Raw genomic sequence first — 21,792 nt, 5'->3', positions numbered from 1 at the left:
TGCAAGCCCTCACTGCTCGATGGTTGACGATCTGATCCGGATCAGGAGGAGAGCCGGCCGAAGGACGGCGGGCGATCCTGCGGGGCCGAGCCGAATTTCGAGGGCTGCGCACCCATCTCGAAGACCAGCTCGCCGCCCTTGGCGAGATCGGCATGCGCGATCCAGTTGCGCGTCCAGGGCTGGCCGTTCCAGCGGACGGACTGGATGTAGGGCTTGTCCGGGCCGTTGTTGACGGCGCGGACCTTGAGCGTCTTGCCGCCGCCCAGATCCATCTCCGCCTCGTCGAACAGCGGTGAGCCGAAGACATAGAGCGCGCTGACCGGATCGACCGGATAGAAGCCCAGCGCTGACAGGATGAACCAGGCGCTCATCTGGCCGCAATCGTCATTGCCGATGATGCCGTCGGGCGCGGCCTTGTACATCTCGGTCAGCAGGCGGCGGACCATCGCCTGCGTCTTCCACGGCGCGCCGGCATAGGCATAGAGATAGGCGACGTGCTGATCCGGCTCGTTGCCGTGGGCATATTGGCCGACGAGGCCGGAGATGTCCGGCGGCGCGTTCTTGGGCAGCGTGGAGGGGGCGGTGAAGAGCGCGTCGAGCTTCTTCTCGAAGGACTTGTCGCCGCCGAACAGAGCGATCAAGCCATAGATGTCGTGCTGGTTGAGGAAGGTCGCCTGCCAGCCGTTGGCCTCCGTGTAATCGCGATATTTCTCGGGCGCATGGCCGAGCTGGATCGGATCGTAGGGCGTCCACCAGCTTCCGTCCGAGAAGCGGGGCCGTGCGAAGCCGATGCCCGGATCGATGACGTTGCGATAGTTGAGGCTGCGCTTGCGGAGCGCCGCCGCATCCTCATGCTGGCCGATGCCCTCGGCGAGCTTCGCCATGGCCCAGTCGTCATAGGAATATTCCTGCGTGCGGCTGACCGACTCCCACACCTGATCCGCCGGGATATAGCCGAGCTTCTGGTAGAAGTTGCGGCCCAGCGTGCTGTCGATGTCCGGGAAGGAGAGGTCGAAGGCGCGGCGGCGGACATTGGGCCAGGCGGCGGCATAGTCCGCCTTGATCCCCTTGGCCTGCGCCTCGGCGAGCACCGAAACGGCGTGCCAGCCGATCATGCAGGCTGTCTCATAGCCCTGAAGCGGCCAGACGGGCGGGCCATAGGGGCTCTGCTGCGTCTGGCGGATGAGATCGCGCACGAACAGGGCCGCCTGATCGGGCATCACCAGCGTCAGCAGCGGATGCAGCGCGCGATAGGTATCCCACAGCGAATAGGTGGAATAGGCGGCTTCGCCCGCCGGCGCCTGATACACCTGATGGTCGAGGCCCATGTAGCGGCCGTCGCGATCGGTGAAGAGGGTGGGCGAGAGGAAGGCGTGGTAGAGCGCGCTCGCCATGACCGTGCGCTGCGCCTCGGTGCCGCCCGAGACACGCACGCGGTTGAGTTCCTTCGCCCAGCGGCGCTGCGCGGCGATGCGCGCCTTGTCGAAGCCCCAGCCCGGCGCCTCGGCCGCAAGCGCCGCCTTCGCGCCCGCGATGTCGACGCCGGAGAGGCCGGTCTTGATCTCGATGGGAGCACCACCGGCATCATCGAAGAAGAGCGCCACCTTCAGGCGATGACCCTTCACGTCGCTCGTGCCCGCCGGTGATGCGGTGTCGCTGTCGGCGAAGAACTCGACGCGGCTGGGCTTGCGCGAGAGCTGCATCGCGAAGTGGATGGTGCGCCCCGCCGCCCAGCGGAATACCTGACGGGTGCCGGTGAGCGTGCCGTCCTTCTCCAGCCGCAGCATCGCATTGTCGATGCGGATCGGCTCGTCGGGCTTCTCCTGCTTGCAATGCGCGAAGTCGATCAGGATGTGCGCCGGCCCCTTGGGGAAGCTGTAGCGGTGAAGGCCCGTGCGCTCGGTGACGGTCAGCTCGGCGAGGACGCCGCTCTCCAGCCGCACGCGGTAATAGCCGGGCTCGGCATGTTCGTCGGAGTAGCGCTGGCGATAACCCTGCTCGGGATGCTCGACCGGGCCGGGCTCCAGCTTGAGCGGCCCACGCGTCGGAACGACCAGCACGTCCATCATGTCGCCGATGCCCGTGCCGGACAGATGCGTGTGCGAGAAGCCCATGATCGAGCCGTCATCCTGGTGATAGCCCGAACAGGCGTCCCATCCCGCATTGTTCGTGTCCGGCCCGAGCTGTGCCATGCCGAAGGGCAGCGATGGGCCGGGGAAGGTGTGGCCATGTCCGCCGGTGCCGACGAACAGGTCCGGCTTGCCGGGTAGCGGTGCTGCCGCCCACGCGCTGGAGGGAAGGAGCGCCGTGCCGAGGGCGGCGAGCCCGGTTCCGGCGAGGATCTGGCGACGATTGGCTGTCATCATGGCGAGGTTTCCTGTGGAAATCAGATATGGCCGGCGATGAGCGCGGGCTTGCGGGCGGCGAGATCGACGATCAACTGGCCGAACAGCGCATTGGCCCAGGCGAACCAGGGCCGCGTGAACTTCGACGGATCGTCCTTGTGGAAGCTCTCGTGCATGAAGCCCGTGCCGGCGTGCGTGGTCTTGAGCCAGCGGAGGCACTGGCGGATCGTCGCGTCGTCGTCGCTGTTCATGGCGTGGGTGATGATCGACATCGGCCAGATCATGTCCTGCCCGACATGCGGGCCGCCGATGCCCTCGGCCGCCGTCCCCTTGAAGAAATAAGGGTTGCGATCGCTCCACGCGAGCGCGGCGGTGCGGCGGAAGAGAGGATCGTCGCGGCCGGCGGCCTCGATCAGCGCGAGGCCGGAGAGGCTCGGCACATTGGCGTCGTCCATGAAGATCCAGTTGCCGAAGCCGTCGATCTCATAGGCCCAGACCTGACCGCCCTTGCCGTCGGGGATCAGCGCATGCTCCTTCAGCACGGCCTCGACTTCCGCCGCCAGCGCCTCGGCCTCGGCGGCCGCCTGCGTATCGCCGCGCGCCTCGCGGTGGACCTCAGCTATCTTGCGCAGCACCGAGACGGCGAAGAGGTTGGACGGGATCAGGAAGGGATAGAGGCACGCATCGTCTGACGGGCGGAACATCGAGTGGATCAGGCCGATCTTCCTGGTCGGCGCGCCATAGCCCCCCATGGGGAGGCTGTCGGTCGGCGCGGCGGCCTTGCGCTGGAAATGATAGGGGCCGGGGCCATCCTTGCGCTGCTGCACGCGAAAGGTCGCGACCGCGAGCTTCATCGCCTGCGACCACGTATCGTCGAACGGCGCCTTGTCCCGCGTGCGCGTCCAATAGGCGTGCGAGAGGCGCATCGGGTAGCAGAGGGAGTCGATCTCCCACTTCCGCTCGGCGACGCCGGGCTTCATGTCGGTATCGTCCACCTGCGACCAGTCGAGGTTTGACCTGGCGGTGGGGTCCTTCATGAAGGCGTTGGCATAGGGATCGATCAGGATGCAGCGCGCCTGTCGCTGGATCAGCCCCTGGAACATGTGCTTGAGGTCCGCATCCTCGGCGGCGAGATGCACATAGGGTTGCACCTGCGCCGAGCTGTCGCGGAGCCACATCGCGGTGATGTCGCCGGTGATGATGAAAGTGTCCGGCTTGCCGTCGACCGCGCCCGTCTCGACCGTGGTGTCGAGCGTGTTCGGGTAGCAATTCTCGAACATCCACGCGAGTTCGGGATCGCCGATCTTGCGCTTCACCCGTGCGATCTCGGCTTCCACCGCCGCGCTGACGAAGCGGCGCTGCTCCTTCGCCGGGCGCTTGCTGGCGAAGGGGACGGCGGCGAGGACGGACGAGGGGAGGGCGGCGGCCATCGCCAGCACGCCCGCTCCGGCGAGTATATCGCGACGGTCCATCATTTCGGCGCGCTCATCGAGAAGGGCGCTGCCGCCTTGGTGGAGGCCCACGCCTTGTTCGGGGTCGGCCCCATCACGAAGAGCAGCGTGCCGCCCTGCTCCAGCGTGGCGTGTGCCAGCCACGCCTTGTCATACGGCTTGCCGTTCAGCGTGACCGACTGGATATAGACATTGTTCGCGCTGTTGTTCACCGCCTCGATGGTGAGGAGCTTGCCGGTCGGCATGGTGAGCTGGACATTGCGGAACAGCGGGCTGCCGATCGCATACTGCCCGACCGCCGGCGTCACCGGATAGAAGCCCAGTGCCGAGAAGACGTACCAGGCGGACGTCTGGCCGTTATCCTCGTCGCCGGGATAGCCGTCCGGTGTCGCCGAATAGAGGCGCTTCATCACGTCGCGGACATGATATTGCGCCTTCCACGGCTGGCCGGCCCAGTCATAGAGATAGATCATATGTTGGATCGGCTGGTTGCCATGGGCGTACTGGCCCATGTTGACCACCTGCATCTCGCGGATCTCGTGGATCGTCTCGCCATAATAGCTGTTGTCGAACACCGGCGGCGTGGTGAAGACGGAGTCCAGTCGATTGAGGAAGGGCTTGTCGCCGCCCATCAGGTCGATCAGGCCCTGAACGTCCTGCATCACCGCCCAGCTATACTGGAAGGCATTGCCCTCGGTGAAAGCATCGCCCCATTTGAAGGGGTTGAAGGGCGTCTCCCAGGAGCCATCCTTGTTGCGCCCGCGCATCCAGCCGGTCTGAGGGTCGTAGAGCTTGCGGAAGTTCTGCGCGTGCTCCTGATAATGAGCGACGTCGCCGGTCTTGCCGAGCGCCTTGGCGAAGCGCGAGATCGAGAAGTCGGCCGTCGCATATTCCAGCGTGCGCGCAGCATTCTCGTGGATGCCCACATCATAGGGCACATAGCCGAGCTGGTTGTAGTAATCGACGCCCTCGCGTCCGACGGCGCTGAGCGTGCGGCCCTTCTTGTCGGTCGGGCGGCCCTTGTCGGTCGTCGCGTTCTTGACGACCGCCTGATAGAGCGTCTCGGCATCGAAGCCGCGCACGCCGTTCACATAGGCGTCGGCGATGATGTTGGCGGAGTTGGAGCCGATCATCACGCTGCGGTGGCCCGGGCTCGCCCATTCCGGGAGCCAGCCGGATTCCTTGTAGGTGTTCACCAGACCCTGCATGATCTGGCTGTCCTGTTCCGGATACATCATCACGAAATAGGGGAAGACGGCGCGCCAGGTGTCCCAGAAGCCATTGTCGGTGTACATGTAACCGTCGTGCACCTGCCCGTCATACGGGCTGTAGTGGACGACCTTTCCGGCGGCATCGATTTCGAAGAACATGCGCGGGAATTGCAGCATTCGGTACAGGGCCGAGTAGAAGGTGCGGCGGTTGTCGAGGTTCGGATCGGTCACGCGGACGCGGCCGAGTTCCTTCTCCCACTCGGCCTTCGCCTTGGCCTCGGTCTGGTCGAAGCTGTCATGGCCGATCTCGGTGTCGAGATTGCGCTCGGCCTGCTCGGGGCTGATGAAGGAGGACGCGATCTTGACGTGGACCTTCTCGCCCGCCGCCGTCTGGAAGCTGATCACCGCGCCGACATGATCGCCTTCGCGCGACTGGTCGTTGGTGAGGTCGCCCTTGTCGCCCCATGTCCGGCCAACGGTGAAGGGCTTGTCGAACTCGGCGACGAAATAATTGTGGAAGTTCGCCGGCACGCCGCCCGAATTGTTGCGGACATAGCCGATGATACGGCGGTGCGCCGCGTCGATCTTCACCATCGAGCCGCCGGCATAGCCGTCGAGGATGATGTGCGACTGGTCGCTCTTGGGGAAGGTGAACTGGAACTGCGCCGCGCGGTTGGTGGGCGCGACCTCGGCCGTCACATCATAGTCGGCGAGATAGACCTTGTAGGAATAGGGGTGGCTCTCTTCGGCCTTGTGGCTGAACCAGGAGGCGCGGTCTTCCTGCTTGATCTTCACGTCGCCCGTCTCTGCGAAAAGCGAGAAGGCGGCGTAATCGTTCATCCAGGGGCTGGGCTGGTGGGTCTGCTTGATGCCGTTGATCTTGTGGGTTTCGTAGGTGTAGCCCCAACCGTCGCCCATCTTGCCCGTGACCGGCGACCAGAAGTTCATGCCCCACGGCACGGCCACCGCCGGATAGACGTTCCCGTAGGACAGCTCGTAATTCGAGTCCGTGCCCATCAGGGGATTGATCAGCTCGGCGAGGCTTTCGTGCGCGGGCGCCGGGGCCGGCGTAGCCGCGACCGCCGCGGTCATGGCGCTTCCTGCCAGAAGAGCGGCGATCGTGCCGCGAAGCGCGCTGCTAATCACTTTCCTCAACGTCCCCGTCCTTCCCTGTACTCGGTACTCAGATGTTGTGCTGTCATCGCGCGGGATGCGCGAGGGGGGCGAGGCGTCACCCCTTCGTTGGTCATCACCACCGGCTTGATGGTGCCGTCCGCGTTGAATTCCATGTGATCGATGGCGAGCTGGCGGTGCTCGCCGATGTCGTCGCCGAGCGGGCGGCGGTGATAGACGATGTACCAGTCGTCGGTGCCCGGCACGTTGACCACCGAGTGATGGCCGGCACCGCGCGCGATGCTGAAATCCTGCTGGAGAATCTTGCCCATCGGCTTGAACGGCCCGGTCGGGCTCGGGCCCATCGCATAGGCGACGCTGTAGTCGGGGCCGGTCCAGCCGCCTTCGGACCACATCAGGTAATAGACGCCCTTGCGCTTGATGAGGAAGGAACCCTCGACATAGCCGGGCGGGGTGATCTCCTTCCAGGTCGAGCCGTCGGCATAGGGCAGGACGGTCTTCAGGTCGTGGCTGAGCCGCACGACGTTGCAGTGGCCCCAGCCGCCGTAAAAGAGATAGGTCTGCCCATCGTCGTCGCGATAGACGAACGGATCGATCGGCTGCGCGCCATTGTGGAAGTCGGCGATCAGCGGATGGCCGAGCGCATCCTTGAACGGCCCGCCGGGCTTATCGCTCATGGCTAGGCCGATGCCGCCTGTTTCCTTGTCGCTCTGGATGTCGTTGGCGGCAAAGAACAGGTAATATTTGCCATCCACCTCGATCGCGGAGGGCGCCCAGACCGCATAGGCCGCCCACGACACGTTCGCGACGTCGAGCACATGCTCATGCTTCGTCCAGTGGACGAGATCGGGCGAGGAGAAGGCGTTGAAGAAGGTCTGCTTGTTGTAGGACGGGCGGACATGCTTGCCCTCCCGCGCGGCCGCCTGCGTGGCGGAGAAATGGGGAGAGACATCGGGCTTGCCGAAGTCGTCCGAATAGGTGGGGTAGATCCAGTACTGGTGGTCGAAAATGCGGATTTCGGGATCGGCATACCAGCCGGGAACGATCGGGTTCCGGGCAGGCGCCGCGGTGGGCAATGCCAGCACGGCCAGGGCCGCCATCCACCATCCAGGCCTGCGCATCGAGTCTTGCCCCCTGTTGCAGGAAAGCGCGGCCTCCGGAGAGAGGAGGCCGCGCCCTACTGACGCCTCTACACAGGCGTAACTAGATCAGAAGTTCCACTGGACGCCGGCATAGAAACGGCGGCCGGTATACTGGCTCGAATAGAAGCGCGCCTTGGTGTCGTTGCCGAGATGCGACTTCTGGGTTTCCTTGGTCAGGTTGATGACCGAGGCGGTCAGCGAAACGCCCTTGGTGATGTTGTACTGGGCGTTGAGATCGACCTGCTGATACGGGTCGTTGTAGACGTTCAGACCCGAGACGAGGCCTTCGACCTGTTCGCCGCGACGGTTGTACGAGGCGCGCACGAGGATGCCGTGCTTCTCGTAGAAGACCGAGGCGTTCCACTGGGTCTTGGCGCTGCCCACCAGCGGCGAGGTGCCGATCTTCTTGCCATCGACCGAAACGTCGGCCGTCGAGGTGTGGTTGTAGGTGAAGTTCACCTGCGCACCCAGGCCCATGTCCAGCGTGTGCTGGGCATAGAGTTCGATGCCTTCCGACACCGCGCTCGCGCCGTTGGTGTTGGTCGAATACTGCTGGACCACCACATTCTCGCCCGCCACGTTCTGAGCGAGATCGACAACGACGGGCACGATGAAGTTCTTCACGTCCTTGCGGAACAGCGCCGCGCCGAGCACCGAGCCGCGGTGGAAGTACCATTCGACGCCGAGGTCATAGTCCCATGCGGAGAAGGGCTTCAGGTTGAAGTTGCCGCCATTGCCGAACCAGCCGGGTCGCGCGCCGAACTGGGAACGGTCGAACACGAACGCGTCCGAATTGAAGGTCAGCGAGCGGGCGGAGGCCAGATCGTTGAAGTTCGGCCGTGCGACCACCTTCGAAACAGCACCACGGACCAGCAGGTTGTTCGTCACATCCCAAGAGATATTGAAACTCGGCAGGACGTCCGTGTAGCTCTTGCTGTCGCTGTGCGGCGAATAGACGCGTACTTCGCGGTCCTGCTGCTTGATGACGAGGCAGTTGCCGTCGGCACCGAGTTGCTTGTTCGGATCGAACGGGCCGCCGGGACCATCTACGCAATAGTCATTTTCATAATAAAGCGTGTCGGTCGACGTGCCGGACTGTCGGGTATTCACGACACGAACGCCGATATTGCCGCGCACCGGACCGGTTTTGAAGTTCGCCTGAGCGTAACCGGCCCAGATTCGCTCGTTGATATGATAGAGATCCTGCGGATGCGGGACCACGACGGCCTTGCCGTAGGTCTTGTTCAGATAGTCGATATATTTCTGAACATCGATGGCTGGGAACGCATTCGTATTGAAACCGCTGGTGATATTGTGGATCGGGTAGAAGAAATCGCCCTCGGCATAAGCGCCGTTCGACGTATCCTGGAAACGTGTCTGCGTCGCCGCGTCGGCATACCAGTCCAGCTCGCCGGTCTTGCGATCAATATCTCCATCGCGCCACTTGGCGCCAATTTGGATCGAGTTCAGGAAGCTGTCGAAATGGCGGGTCACGTCGATCTGGGCATATTTCTGCTGGATCTTCGCGTTGGTATAGCCTGAGCCGGTGGAACCCTGGTCGACCTGCGCGACGCCGTTCTGCAGATTCTGAATGAGGTCCGGCGAGAACTGCATATTCAGGCCGCCGTTGCTGAAATCCCACATGCTCAGGTGATTGCCGTTCTGAGTCACGTTGCCGGTCAGGCGTGGCTTGGCAGCGACATAGAACTGCTCGGAGGGGCCGCCGGTCGCGCGCGTGTAACCGCCGACGACCGAGACATCGAGCCGGTCCTTGTTCCAGTTGAGGTGGGCATCGAAGGTGTTCGAGACATCCTTCTCGCGCGAGAAGGTGTTCTGCATCTGTGGCGTTTCCATAGTGCAGGGGTTGGGATTCGTTGGCGAGATCACAAGGCAACCGGTGCCATCCGGCGGGACCTGGAAAGTCGCCGACTGCATGATCGTGCCGCTCTTATCGAACTTCGCGTCAGTGAAGAAGTTGCCGTAGCCCCACTCGGGGATCTTGATATTATTATAGGTGCCGGTGCGGTTGAGCTGGAAGCGGAAATAGTTGGCGACAATATGCAGATTGTCGGTCGGTTTCAGTTCCAGGGTCGCCTGCACGCCGATGCGCTCGCGCTTGTCGATCTTGACCGCTTCGTCGACCGATTGCGGCGCCCAATAGCCGTTATAGTGCGTGCCCCCTTGCGTGGTTTCGCCCTTGTTTTCCGACCAGTAGGTGACGGCATCGTCGTTGGCGAAGGTGTTGCCGTTGACGTCGGTGGCGGGAGTGCCGCCGCCGCGGCCACCGTCGGCCCACCACTGCCAGCTCTCGGTGCTGCCGTCCATCTCGCGGTCGGTGCGCTTCTGGTAGGTGCCGCCGACCAGGAAGCCGACCGTGCCGGCTTCATTGTGCCAGGAGAGCTGGCCGGAGAATTGCGGCTCCCCCTTGTGCGTCACGTCCGCATAGGTGCCTTCGCCAGACACGAAGCCGGACCAGGGCTTGAGATCGAGCGGATTGCGGGTGTGGAGGATGATGGTGCCGCCGACGCCGCCTTCATCGAGCCGGGCTTCGGGCGACTTGAACACCTCGACGCTGCCGATCATGTTCGACGGCAGCAGCAGATAGTTGAACGAGCGCGAGGGATCGCCGGTGTCCGCCGTCGCGATATAGTTGCCGTTGAGTTCGGTCAGCGTGAGGTCGGACGAGAGGCCGCGGATGCTGACGTTCTTGCCCTCGCCACCGTCGCGGTCGATGACGACGCCCGGCACGCGCTGGAGCGAGTCGGCGACGTTCTTGTCGGGGAACTTGCCGATATCCTGCGAGGTGATGACGTCGACGAAGGCGTTGGCCATGCGCTTCTCGCGCAGGCTCTGCTCGATCGACTGGCGATAGCCGGTGACGACGATGGAACTGGTGGCAGAGCTGTCATCCGCCGCCGATCCCGACTGGGTCGAACCGGTGACCGCCTGAGCGGTGATGGCCGGGTTGGGCTGGTCAGGCTGGGCCTGCGCCTGTGCGGCGGCGGCAACGCTCGCCACCATGCTCGCCGAGAACATCAGGCGGTGGATGATCCTGTCGCGAGTCGACGCGTCGGGACCAAATATACGATATACCTTCATCAGACTTCCTCCCCTCCGGCGAGGACCACTTGGCCCCCGGATTCTTTTTTGCCGATGCAGGTGCCACGGAAGGGTGCTCCAGCGCGGAGCCCGTTCCGTTGCCCTGTGGCTGTTGACGCTCATTTCAGAATACAAAAAGCAATTTGTCAATTGTAATGGATGAAATAAGATTCCTCGATCAATAGGCTGATATATTTAGAGTTATTGTCCGTTCGGCCGGGCGCTGAACCCGCGGAAGCGGATCGTTTCTCCGGCGTTATCGAAAGGCGTCAGCCCGCACAGGCGATGACCAGATCGCTTGTGCTGATCTTGGTCGGAAGCGGTCGACGCACGGTCCGGTGAATGGAAGCCGTTGCCGCTGCGGACATGGAACAGGATGAACCTTTCCACTTGCCTCTGATCTCCCCTCCGATCTCCTTTCCCTCGGCTGTCTTGCGAGCCGTCGGCGCTGCACTCCGAAAGATGAACAGGGCGAAGGAGCGTCGGCGCCAGCCACAGCCGGGCGGCGCATCGATCATCTCCTTCATCAAGCCGGTCTGGACGATATTCCTCTCTCTGGCGGAAGGTCAATTTAAATATTTTGTTTTTCTATATGACGGGTCGCATGTCATGACGCTAGGAAAGCGGCGAAAAGGGTACCGAAAGATCGGAGGGGCAGCATGATGCACGGCGCGCAGGGCACGATCAGCAGCGCCGCAGGAACGCGTGAGACCCGGCTGGCCGTCTCACTTTCGGGCACGAACCTCGCCCGTGCGGGCGATTACAACCAACGCATCGTCCTCCAGGCGATCCGCCTCAGTGGCGAAACGACGCGGGTGGCGCTCGCGCGACAGACCGGACTGACCGCGCCGACGATCGCGAACATTACCGGACGTCTCATGGAACTCGGTTTCGTGCGGCTTGCGGGGCGGCGTTTCGGTGCACGCGGACAGCCGGCGCTGCGCTTGACGGTCGATCCGGATGGGGCATTTGCACTGGGTCTCAACATCGATCGCGATCATGTGACCATGGTGGCGCTCGATCTGGCGGGCGAGGTCCGCAGCCGCGTCTCGCGGGAGATGACCTTCGCCTTGCCTGAGGACGTGCTTGCCTATGTTCACGATGAAATCGACGGGCTGATCGCGGTGGGGGGGATCAAGCGCGATCGGGTGTTGGGGGTGGGGGTGGCCTTGCCTGACGACCTCGGCATGATCGCGCTGCCCCACAGGCCGGCCGGCTACGAGCGCTGGAGCGGACTCAATGTCTCGGACCTGCTCGGCGAGGTGTTGCCCTGGCCGGTCTACGCAGACAACGATGCGGCGGCGGCGGCATTGGGCGAGGCGCAATGCGCCACGGGATTTGAGCATCCCAGCTTCTTCTATCTGCTCATCAGCGCGGGCCTTGGCGGCGGGCTGGTGATCGACGGGAGCTATTATCGCGGCGCCACGCTCCGCAGCGGGGAGATCGGGTTGATGCCCGATCCTGCGTCGAGCGTTCCGGGGGCCCGAGTTCAGGATACCGTGTCGTTGTCCGCGCTGGGCGCGCGGCTGGAGGCCGCCGGCCAGTCCTTTTCAGGTCGCGAGGATCTCCTTTCGGAGACGCCTCTCGCGATGGCGGTGATCGACCGGTGGATCGAGGACGCGGCGCGTTCGCTGCTCTCGCCACTGATGGCGGTGAACTGCCTCATCAACCCCAATGCGGTGCTGATCGGCGGCCGTCTGCCGGCGCCGCTGCTCGGGCGACTGGCCGCCAGCCTCAACGAACGGCTGGAAGGCATGGCGCTCCCCTCCCGTGCAGCCGTGATCCCTGCCACCATGGCGGGTGACGCGCCGGCGATCGGGGCCGCCATCCTCCCTTTCCTCGACCGTCTCCTTCCCTCCGACGCGATCCTCATCCAGGCCGGGCGGGATTAGGCACGCCGCTCAGCATAGGGGCGTCCACTTCTCGGTTCCGGTGGAGTTGCGCACGGCCGCATCGATGAACCGCATTGTGCGCAGGCCGTCGGAAAGGCCCGGAGCATCGAGATCCGCATTGCTCCTCACGGCGCGGCCGAAGGCACGATACAGGTTGGCGAACGCCTCGATATACCCCTCGGGGTGCCCGGCCGGAATGCGCAGCAGGGATGCCATGGCGGGCGTCAGGCCGGGGCCAGCGGCACGGAGAAGCTCGGTCGGGCGATCAAGCCAGCGGAGGGTCAGCGTGTTGGGCTCCATCTGCGCCCAGTCGAGCCCGCCTTCCGTGCCGTGGATGCGCAGGCGCAGGCCATTCTCCTCGCCCGCCGCGACCTGGCTGGCGCGAACCGTGCCGCGTGCGCCGCCATGGAAGCGCAGCAGCACCGCCACGTCGTCATCGAGCTGACGGCCGGCGACATGGGTCGTCAGGTCCGCGCTGATCGCCTCGACGCTCAGGCCGGAGACATGCTCGGCGAGATGGAAGGCGTGCGAGCCGATGTCGCCCAGGCAGCCGCCGAGGCCGGCCCGCGCCGGATCGGTGCGCCACTCGGCCTGCTTGTTGCCGTCCGCGTCGATCGGCCGGCTGAGCCAACCTTGCAGATATTCCACCTCGACTCGCCGGATCGTCCCGAAATCCCCACGGAGGACACGTTGGCGAGCCTCTTCGACCATCGGGTAGCCGGCGTAGGTGAAGGCGAGGGCATAATGGCGCCCGCTGCGGCGGACGGCATCGGCGATGGCATTCGCTTCGGCGAGCGTGGCGGCCATCGGCTTTTCCGAGAAGACGTCGAAGCCCGAATCGAGCGCGGCGATCGCCATCGGTGCGTGGAGATGATTCGGCGTGACGATCGCGAGTGCCTGCATCCGTTCGGTTTTGGGAAGCGCGCGTTCGCCGCTCAGAAGCGATTCGATATCCGCGTAGACCCGGGCGGGCGGGAGGCCGAGCGCCTCGCCGGTCCGGCTGTTGCGATCGCCGTCGGTGCTGAAAGCTCCGCAGACCAGCGTCGCCTCGCCGTCGAGGGCGGCGGCCATGCGATGGACAGCGCCGATGAAGGCCCCTTCGCCCCCGCCGGCCATGCCGTAACGCATTTTTCGTTCCGCCTTGTTCATTCCGGCTTTTCCTCTCAATTTATGGAACGCGACGATACGATACAAAATTGCCTAGCCAACATAAGAAAAGATGATTTAGGTAAGTGGCGACAGAGCGGACAAAACCGCCGGGAGAGGTGCCTCATGAAGGTTATGCTTCGTCTTATACCGGTTGCGCTTGCGATGGCGGCGGCAGCGACGTCGGTGCGGTTGCCTGCACAGGACAGTGCGTCGCCTGCGGGTGCGCAAGCCTTCGCGGCCTGCCGATCCTGCCACACGCTGGGAGCCGGCGAGCGCAACGGCATCGGACCGAATCTCCACGGGCTGTTCGGCCGGCAAGCGGGGGGCGCTCCCGATTACAATTACAGCGCTGCGTTGAAGGCCTCTGGGATCCGCTGGGATGAGAAGAGCCTCGACAATTTCCTTGCCGCTCCGTCCAAGCTCGTGCCCGGTACGCGCATGGTGATGCGGGTGGACGATCCTGCCCGCCGTGCGGCGTTGATCGCCTATCTGAAGGCCCAGACGGCGAAATGACGGGTGGGGCGATGAAGGGGCCGGGTGTCTTCCTTGCCCAGTTCATGGGCGACTCCGCACCGTTCGACACGCTCGCCAGCGCGGCGAAATGGATGGCGGACGCAGGCTATCGCGGCGTGCAGATCCCGACCTCGGATGCGCGCTGCATCGACCTCAGGCGGGCCGCCGAAAGCCAGGATTATTGCGATGAGCTGGCCGGCGTCTGCCGCGAGGCGGGCGTCGAGATCACCGAACTATCGACCCATCTCCAGGGCCAGCTCGTGGCGGTGCATCCTGCTTATGACACCGCTTTCGATGCCTTTGCGCCACCGGAGCTGCGGGGCAAGCCGGACGAGCGGCAGGGCTGGGCGGTGGAGCAGGTGAAGCTGGGCGCGATCGCCAGCCGGCGGCTTGGCCTGAAGGCGCAGGCGGCCTTTCCGGGCGCGCTCGCATGGCCCTTCCTCTATCCGTGGCCGCAGCGGCCGGCCGGGCTGGTCGAAGAGGCGTTCGCCGAGCTGGGGCGTCGCTGGCGGCCCATCCTCGATCATTTCGAGGAGCAGGGCGTCGATGTCTGCTTCGAGCTGCATCCGGGCGAGGATCTGCACGACGGCATCACCTTCGAGCGCTTTCTCGACGCGGTCGATGGGCATCCCCGCGCGAACATCCTCTATGATCCGAGCCATTTCGTGTTGCAGGCGATGGACTATCTCCAGTTCATCGACATCTATCGCGACCGTATCCGCATGTTCCACGTCAAGGATGCGGAGTTCAATCCGACGGGGCGTTCGGGCGTCTATGGTGGCTTTCAGAGCTGGGTCGACCGGCCGGGCCGCTTCCGTTCGCTGGGCGACGGGCAGGTCGATTTCGGCGCGATTTTCTCGAAGCTGACCCAATATGGCTATGACGGCTGGGCGGTGCTCGAATGGGAGTGCTGCCTCAAGCACCCTGAGGACGGCGCCCGGGAGGGCGCGCCCTTCATCGCCGCGCACATGATCCGCCGCGCCGAACGCGCCTTCGACGATTTCGCGGGCGGAGACAGCGACGCGCAGACAAACCGGAAGCTCCTGGGACTGACACGATAAGCGGAGCGCCAAAGGGAGGGCACAGGGTGGACGAAGGGACGATCAACCGGGGGCGGTTGTTCTGGCTGGGCGTGCTGGCGTTGTTTACCGCCGCTTCGAGCGCGTCGATCCGCGCGGCGATCGCGGGCGGGCTCAAGGCGCAGTGGATCGATCCGATCGCGCCTGTGCAGGCAGGCGAACTGATCGGCTCGGCGCTCGGATCGGCCTTTCTGGGCTTTGCCATCACCGTGTTCGTGACGAGCGCCGTGCTCGATCAGATCGGGATGCGCCGGATGCTGCTCGGCTGCGGCTCCTGCTTCGTGGTCGGCACGCTGCTGATCGTAAGCGCGGGCACCGTTGCGAGCGGCATGGGCGTCTATCACTGCGTTTGGGCGGGGATGCTGGTGAGTGGCATCGGCTGGGGCCTCGCCGAGGCGACGATCAACCCGCTGACAGCGCGGCTCTATCCCGAGGACACGACGCACCGGCTGAACGTGCTCCATGCCTGGTATCCGGGTGGACTGATCGTCGGCGGGCTGCTTGGCTTCGCGCTGGCGGACGTGGTGCACTGGCAGGTGATCATGGCGCTGGTGCTACTGCCGGCGCTCGGCGTGATCGGCATCGCGGCGACCACGCGCTTCCCGGAGGCGAGCCATGCCGCGGGCCGCGGGCCGAGCTTCCGCGACACGATCGTCGAGGTGTTCCGCCGGCCGAGCTTCTTCATCTGGTTCGGCGCGATGTTCCTCACCGCCTCGTCCGAGCTGGCGCCGGGCCAGTGGATCGACGTGGCGCTCTCCAACCGGGTGGGCATGCGCGGCATCCTGTTGCTGGTCTATGTGAGCGCGCTGATGTTCGTGTTCCGCCACTTCGCCGGGCGGCTGGCGGCGCGCTTCTCCAATCCGGGGCTGTTGTGGATCTCCAGCCTCCTCGCAGGCATCGGGCTGTTCATGCTGTCGCGCGCGCAGTCGCCGGCGGCGGCGATCCTCGCGTCGACCGTCTGGGGGCTGGGCGTCTGCGCGATGTGGCCGACGATGCTGGCGTCGGTCGCGGAACGCTATCCGCGTGGCGGGGCGTGGGCGATGGGGCTGGTCGGCTCGGCAGGTGCGCTCGCAAGCTTCTTCGTGCTGCCGCGCCTCGGGGCGATGTTCGATTCCGCCAAGGTGGAGATCGCCGGGGGCGCCGCGGCCTATGAGCATCTGACGGGCGCCGCTCTGCGTGCCGTGGAGGATGCGGCGGCGTCGGTGTCCTTCGCGCGGCTGGTGGCCTTCCCGGCGATCCTGTTGCTGGTCTTCGGCGGCATCTGGCTGGCGGATCGCCGCGCGGGGGCCGCCGCCGCGGAAGGGCGCGCGTAATGGGCGTGATCGGCATGAAGCATGGCAATTCGGTGCGGGGCCGACCCGGCGAGGGGCGGCTGGCCGCCGCCTGTCGCATGATCCACCGCACCGCCAATGGGGAGGGACTATGATCGACCGCAGAGACGCGGTGGCCAGCATCGTCGCGATGTTCGGTGCGACGCTCATCGCGCCGCTCGCCCGTGCGGCGGGTGTCGCGGACGGAGGAGGGGGCGGCATCGGAGCAGGCATGCCTCCCATCGATACCGGCGCGCCGAGCACGGCCGTCTTCACCGACGCCCAGCGCGCGCTGATGACAGCGCTCTCCGAGCGCGTGTTGCCGACGACCGACACGCCCGGCGCCATCGCCGCCGGGGTGCCGGCGTTCATCGAGAAGCTGCTCGCCGATTGGTCTTATCCGGCGGATCGTGTGCCGATCCTTGCCGGGCTCGACCAGATCGATGCGCACAGCCGTGCCGATTTCGGCGTGCCCGCGGTTTCCGCCACGGCTGAGCAGCAGGACAGGCTGCTTACCCTCGCCATGGAGGACCGCATGACCGGCGGTGCCGCCTTCTTCAACGCATTCCGGCAGCTGGTGATCGCGGGCTACTACACGTCCGAGATCGGCATGACGAAGGAGCGCGAATATCTCCCCGTGCCGGGCAGCTATGACGGCGCCTATCCCTATTCCAAGGTCAACAAGGTCTTCTCATCATGATGGATCGTCGTACCTTTCTCGCGGCGACCGCCGCGCTTGCCGCCGCTCCAGCCTTCGCCAAGACGGCCGCCAAGGGCGGAAAGCCCGTCGGCCTTCAGCTCTACACGCTGCGCACGCTGTTCCAGGCGGACCCGGTGAACACGCTGACCCAGGTGGCGCGTGTCGGCTACCAGGAGATCGAATATGGCGGCGGCGGCTACGACGCCATGGACCACGCCATGCTGCGCCGCACGACCGACCGGCTCGGGCTGAAGGCACCGTCCGCGCACATTCCCTATGACTCGCTCGCCAACCATTTCGACCAGTCGGTGAAGATGGCGCGGACGCTGGGCGCGGACACGGTGGTGATGCCCTATATCGACCAGAGCCTCCGCAACGAGGAGGGCTGGCGCCAGGTGGTGGCGACGATGAACCGCATCGCGCCGCAGCTTCATTCGGAAGGCTTCACCTTCGCCTATCACAACCATGATTTCGAGTTCACCACGCAGGTGGCCGGCAGCGATCTCTACGAGCGGCTGATCCACGATACCGATCCCGCGCTCGTGAAGTTCGAGATCGATCTCTACTGGGCAGTGAAGGCTGGGCAGGACCCGAAGGCGCTGATCCGCCGCCTCGCCGGGCGCGTCCACGCCTATCACGTCAAGGACATGAAGCCGGACGGTTCGATGACCAGCGTCGGCTCGGGCACGATCGACTTCGCCGACATCTTCCGCCTGAACGGCATCTCCGGCGTGAAGCATTTCTTCGTCGAGAATGACGAATGCCCGGCGCCCTACATCCCGGACATCACCACCAGCTTCAACAATCTCAGCCGACTGCTCGGCCGCTAGGAGGATATATGGCAGCCACCGACCGCTTCGACGCGATCGTCATCGGCTCCGGCATCTCGGGCGGCTTCGCGGCCAAGGAGTTGACGGAAAAAGGCCTGCGCGTGCTGATGCTCGATCGCGGGCGCATGGTCGAGCATGGCGAAGATTATCCCTATGACGGGAAACCCGCCTTCGAGGTGCCCGCGCGCGACATGATGCCGGCGCCGCTGGTCGACAGCGACTATTTCATCGCGACCCATGGTTATATCGGGCCGGGCAATCGGATGTTCTACAACAACGACCGGTTGAACCCCTACGCCTACGACGATGGCGAGAAGTTCTACTGGATTCGTCCGGGTGCGGTCGGCGGCAAGTCGCTGATCTGGGGGCGCTGGTCCTTCCGCTGGAGCCCGGCCGACTTCGAGGCGAACAAGCGCGAAGGTGTCGGTGGCGACTGGCCGATCCGTTATGAGGACGTCGCGCCCTGGTACAGCTATGTCGAGAAATATATCGGCGTGTCGGGATCGCGCGAGGGTTTGCCCCAGTTGCCCGACAGCGAGTTCATGCCGCCGATGCCGATGAACATCGCCGAAAAATGGGTGAAGGAACGGCTCGAAAGCGCCTGTCCGGGCCGCAAGCTGATCCACACCCGCCTCAGCAACATCACCGAGGACAAGCCCGATCAGGGTGCGGGGCGGTCCAAATGCCAGCTTCGCAACCAGTGCAGCCGGGGCTGCTCCTTCGGCGCCTATTTCTCGACGCAGGCGGTGACGCTCCCCGCCGCGCGCGCGACCGGACGTCTGACGCTGCGTTCCGACGCGGTGGTGACCAACCTCGAATATGACGGCAAGCGCCGTCGGGTGACGGGCGTTCGCGTGGTCGACGCCAAGACGGGGCAGGCCGAGGTGATCCCGGCGCGGCTGGTCTTCCTCTGCGCGTCCGCGATGGCCTCGACGCAGATCCTGATGAACTCGCGCGACAGGACCGGACGCAGTCATTTCGATAGCAGCGGTACGCTCGGCCGCTACGTCATGGACCATATCTTCCGGGTCAACATCAGCGGCGACATCCCCGGCATGACCGAGTTCATCGAATATGGGCGGCGGCCGGGCGGGGTCTATATCCCCCGTTTCCGCAATGTCGGTCGTGATGACGAGCTCGGCTTCCACCGTGGCTATGGCTATCAGGGAGGCGCCTATCGCAGCCCCGCGCCGCCGGTGGGCTTCGGCGCCTCGATGAAGCACGGGATGCGGCGCTATGCCGGTTGGCGCTTCGGCATCGGCGCATTCGGCGAATGCCTGCCCTATGAGGACAATCGCGTCTCGCTTCACCCGGACAAGGTGGATCGCTTCGGGGTGCCTCTGATGCGCTTCGACGTGAGGTTCCGCGACAACGAGTTGCGCATGATGGATGACGCCCGGACGCAGGGCGAGGCGATGCTGCGCGCGGCCGGCCTCACCAATGTGCAGAGCGAGCAGAAGGAGCATGTGCCCGGCGACGCCATCCACGAGATGGGTGGCGCGCGCATGGGCGTGGACCCGCGCTCGTCGGTGCTGAACGGGTGGAGCCAGGCGCACGACGCGGCCAACCTCTTCGTCACGGACGGTGCGCAGATGGCGTCGGTCTCCTGCGTCAATCCGTCGCTGACCTTCATGGCGATGACCGCCCGCGCGGCGGATCATGCGGTCAAGCAGGTTCAGGCGGGCACGATCTGATGGGGGAGGCCTGGGACAAGGGCATCACCCGGCGGGCATGGCTGGGTGGGGCGACGGCCGCGCTGGCGATCCCCGGTGCTGCGAGGGCAGCGCGACACCGCCGCTGGAAGCCCGGCGACCGGGTCAACCTGGCGGTGATCGGCGCGGGCGGCATGGGCGCCAGCAACATGTCGCGGCTCACCAGCCAGAATATCGTCGCCGTGACGGACGTCGATTTCGATCATGTCGCGAAGTCCCTCGTCGACAAGCAGGGCGTGATCATTCCCGAGCGCGTGGCGCTGCGTGTCGCCTATGACAAGGCGACGCGTCATGCCGACTATCGGCGGATGTTTGACGCTCATCGCGATCTCGACGCGGTGCTGATCGCGACGCCCGATCATCATCACGCGGTCGCGGCGAAGATGGCGATGGAGCGCGGGCTTCATGTCTATGTCCAGAAGCCGCTCACCTATACCGTCGCCGAGAGCCGGACTTTGGCCGAGATCGCCCGGAGTAATCCCAAGCTCGTGACGCAGATGGGCAATCAGGGCCATTCCGGCGACGACGGGCGGCGTGTGATCGAGCTGATCCGGGGCGGCGTCATCGGCAATGTCCGCGAGGTCCATGCCTGGACCAACCGGCCGGTCTGGCCGCAGGGCATTGCTCGACCCGCCGCGGTGCCGGCGCCCGCCAGTCTCGACTGGGATATCTGGATGGGCCCCGCGACGGTCGGCTGGGGCTACAATCCCGCTTACGCCCATTTCAACTGGCGCGGCTGGACACCATTCGGAACCGGCGCGCTCGGCGACATGGGCGCGCATTTGCTCGACTTCCCGATCTGGGCGCTGTCGCCCGGCTTGCCGACACGGATCGAGACGCGTCATTCCGCCTGGGGCGGCGACGATAATCTGTGGGACGACAAGCCGCCCGCCGAACTCGGCAGCTATCCGCTCGCCGCCATCACCCATTTCGAGTTCGGTCATGCGCCGGGCGGGCCGCTGCGGCTGACCTGGTATGACGGTGGGCTGATGCCGCCGACGCCGGAAAACCTTCCTCCGGGCGTCACCATGAATCCGGGTGGCGGTGTGCTGTATATGGGCGACAAGGGGATGCTGATGCACGAAACCTATGGCGAGAAGCCGGTGCTGATCGGAGATGGCACGGCCGAGCGTGCGGCGGCTGTCCCGCAGTCGCTGCCGCGCATTCCGGGAAGCCGCGATGGGCACGAGATGAACTGGATCGCTGCCATCCGCGGCGAGACCAAGGCGTCGTCGCCTTTCGCCGATGCAACGCTGCTCAACGAGACGATGCTGCTCGGCATGGTGGCCCTGCGCGCCGGCCAGCCGATCCACTATGACGGCGCGGCAGGCCGGATCACGAACCTGCCCGACGCCAATCGCTTCCTTCAGCGCGAATATCGTGCGGGGTGGACACTGTGATGATCCTTGCTCTCACCACCGCGCTGCTTGCAGCGCAGAACCCCGCCGGGCCGCGCCCTGAGGACACCGAGGTCTGGTCGCCCAAACCGCCTGTCGTGACGCCGGGCGCCTACACGCCCGCTCCGCCACCGTCGGATGCGATCGTGCTGTTCGACGGGAAGGATTTGTCGCAATGGGTCACCGTCCATGACGGATCGCCCGCGCGTTGGAAGGTGCATGACGGCATCGTCACGGTCGACAAGAGCAGCGGCAACATCCAGACGCGCCGCAGCTTCGGCAGCTATCAGCTTCATCTCGAATGGCGCATCCCCGCCGATATCACGGGCGAGGGGCAGGGGCGCGGCAATAGCGGATTGTTCCTCGCCTCCACCGGTGACGGGGACGCGGGTTACGAACTCCAGATCATGGACAGCTACCACAACGAGACCTACGTCAACGGGCAGGTCGGTGCCGTTTACAAGCAGACGGCGCCGCTCGCCAATCCGGCCCGCAAGCCGGGTGAGTGGCAGAGCTACGATGTGGTCTGGAACGCGCCGGCCTTCGGGGCCGATGGAGCGGTCACCCGGCCGGCCTCGGTGACGGTGCTGATGAACGGCGTGCTCGTGCAGGATCATACGGTGCTGAAGGGACCGACCCTGTATATCGGCCAGCCGCATTATGCGCCGCATGGGCCGGAGCCGATCAAGCTCCAGGCGCATGGCGACAAGAGCGCTCCGATCAGTTTCCGCAATATCTGGGTGCGGGAACTGCCTTAACCGGGCGGCGAGCCAGACGGTGCGTGGGGGTATCGGGTTCCCGCGCATCGAGGCATATTCCGCATGGTTG

At 65.0% G+C, this 21,792-nt stretch carries 16 protein-coding genes; 10 read left to right on the top strand and 6 right to left on the bottom strand.

Annotated elements, in window-relative coordinates; all coding sequences use genetic code 11:
• Positions 1-41 precede the first annotated feature (41 nt).
• From ST3T6A_RS0113180 to ST3T6A_RS0113160, 5 genes are all read right to left on the bottom strand, one after another.
• On the bottom strand, positions 42-2,366 hold the full coding sequence (locus ST3T6A_RS0113180; protein ID WP_019833410.1) for a GH92 family glycosyl hydrolase: 2,325 nt from the start codon (positions 2,364-2,366) through the stop codon (positions 42-44).
• A gap of 20 nt (positions 2,367-2,386) precedes the next feature.
• The gene (locus ST3T6A_RS0113175) at positions 2,387-3,820 is read right to left on the bottom strand and encodes a glycoside hydrolase family 125 protein (protein WP_037538688.1); all 1,434 of its coding nucleotides are present in this window, start codon (positions 3,818-3,820) and stop codon (positions 2,387-2,389) included.
• A complete protein-coding gene (locus ST3T6A_RS0113170) occupies positions 3,817-6,099 on the bottom strand; it encodes a GH92 family glycosyl hydrolase (protein WP_019833408.1) in 2,283 nt (760 codons plus the stop codon). Before ST3T6A_RS0113170 ends, ST3T6A_RS0113175 begins: the two co-directional genes overlap by 4 nt.
• Before the next feature lie 59 nt (positions 6,100-6,158).
• Complete coding sequence (locus tag ST3T6A_RS20165) at positions 6,159-7,241, bottom strand: glycoside hydrolase family 43 protein (RefSeq protein ID WP_019833407.1); 1,083 nt, start codon at positions 7,239-7,241, stop codon at positions 6,159-6,161.
• 108 nt (positions 7,242-7,349) lie between these two features.
• On the bottom strand, positions 7,350-10,382 hold the full coding sequence (locus tag ST3T6A_RS0113160) for a TonB-dependent receptor (RefSeq protein WP_051103455.1): 3,033 nt from the start codon (positions 10,380-10,382) through the stop codon (positions 7,350-7,352).
• 342 nt (positions 10,383-10,724) lie between these two features.
• On the opposite strand from ST3T6A_RS0113160, the gene ST3T6A_RS21550 reads away from it, so the two are divergent.
• On the top strand, positions 10,725-11,045 hold the full coding sequence (locus ST3T6A_RS21550) for a hypothetical protein (protein WP_157602837.1): 321 nt from the start codon (positions 10,725-10,727) through the stop codon (positions 11,043-11,045).
• Positions 11,042-12,274 (top strand): ROK family transcriptional regulator, encoded by a 1,233-nt coding sequence (locus tag ST3T6A_RS0113150; protein ID WP_019833404.1) that lies wholly within the window; start codon positions 11,042-11,044, stop codon positions 12,272-12,274. The genes ST3T6A_RS21550 and ST3T6A_RS0113150 overlap by 4 nt, the downstream gene beginning before the upstream one ends.
• A gap of 9 nt (positions 12,275-12,283) precedes the next feature.
• Here the strand turns inward: ST3T6A_RS0113150 and ST3T6A_RS0113145 are convergent, their stop codons facing one another.
• Positions 12,284-13,423 (bottom strand): Gfo/Idh/MocA family protein, encoded by a 1,140-nt coding sequence (locus ST3T6A_RS0113145; RefSeq protein ID WP_019833403.1) that lies wholly within the window; start codon positions 13,421-13,423, stop codon positions 12,284-12,286.
• Here ST3T6A_RS0113145 and ST3T6A_RS22040 point away from each other — a divergent pair.
• From ST3T6A_RS22040 to ST3T6A_RS0113100, 8 genes are all read left to right on the top strand, one after another.
• A complete protein-coding gene (locus tag ST3T6A_RS22040; RefSeq protein ID WP_235785796.1) occupies positions 13,349-13,936 on the top strand; it encodes a c-type cytochrome in 588 nt (195 codons plus the stop codon). The genes ST3T6A_RS0113145 and ST3T6A_RS22040 overlap by 75 nt on opposite strands.
• Before the next feature lie 11 nt (positions 13,937-13,947).
• The gene (locus ST3T6A_RS0113135; protein WP_019833401.1) at positions 13,948-14,997 is read left to right on the top strand and encodes a TIM barrel protein; all 1,050 of its coding nucleotides are present in this window, start codon (positions 13,948-13,950) and stop codon (positions 14,995-14,997) included.
• 26 nt (positions 14,998-15,023) lie between these two features.
• The gene (locus tag ST3T6A_RS0113130; protein WP_019833400.1) at positions 15,024-16,328 is read left to right on the top strand and encodes an MFS transporter; all 1,305 of its coding nucleotides are present in this window, start codon (positions 15,024-15,026) and stop codon (positions 16,326-16,328) included.
• 109 nt (positions 16,329-16,437) lie between these two features.
• The gene (locus ST3T6A_RS0113120; RefSeq protein WP_019833398.1) at positions 16,438-17,025 is read left to right on the top strand and encodes a gluconate 2-dehydrogenase subunit 3 family protein; all 588 of its coding nucleotides are present in this window, start codon (positions 16,438-16,440) and stop codon (positions 17,023-17,025) included.
• On the top strand, positions 17,022-17,855 hold the full coding sequence (locus tag ST3T6A_RS0113115; protein ID WP_019833397.1) for a sugar phosphate isomerase/epimerase family protein: 834 nt from the start codon (positions 17,022-17,024) through the stop codon (positions 17,853-17,855). Before ST3T6A_RS0113120 ends, ST3T6A_RS0113115 begins: the two co-directional genes overlap by 4 nt.
• An 8-nt stretch (positions 17,856-17,863) precedes the next feature.
• Complete coding sequence (locus tag ST3T6A_RS0113110; RefSeq protein ID WP_019833396.1) at positions 17,864-19,549, top strand: GMC oxidoreductase; 1,686 nt, start codon at positions 17,864-17,866, stop codon at positions 19,547-19,549.
• Entirely contained in the window at positions 19,549-20,967 is a 1,419-nt protein-coding gene (locus ST3T6A_RS0113105) for a Gfo/Idh/MocA family protein (RefSeq protein WP_019833395.1), read from the top strand. The genes ST3T6A_RS0113110 and ST3T6A_RS0113105 overlap by 1 nt, the downstream gene beginning before the upstream one ends.
• A complete protein-coding gene (locus tag ST3T6A_RS0113100) occupies positions 20,967-21,722 on the top strand; it encodes a 3-keto-disaccharide hydrolase (RefSeq protein ID WP_019833394.1) in 756 nt (251 codons plus the stop codon). The genes ST3T6A_RS0113105 and ST3T6A_RS0113100 overlap by 1 nt, the downstream gene beginning before the upstream one ends.
• Positions 21,723-21,792 lie beyond the last annotated feature (70 nt).

The organism is Sphingomonas sp. PR090111-T3T-6A (assembly GCF_000383095.1).
Classification (GTDB): Bacteria; Pseudomonadota; Alphaproteobacteria; order Sphingomonadales; family Sphingomonadaceae; genus Solisphingomonas.
The sequence above is the reverse complement of the archived record's forward strand: the minus strand, read 5'-3'. Positions and strand labels throughout refer to the sequence as shown.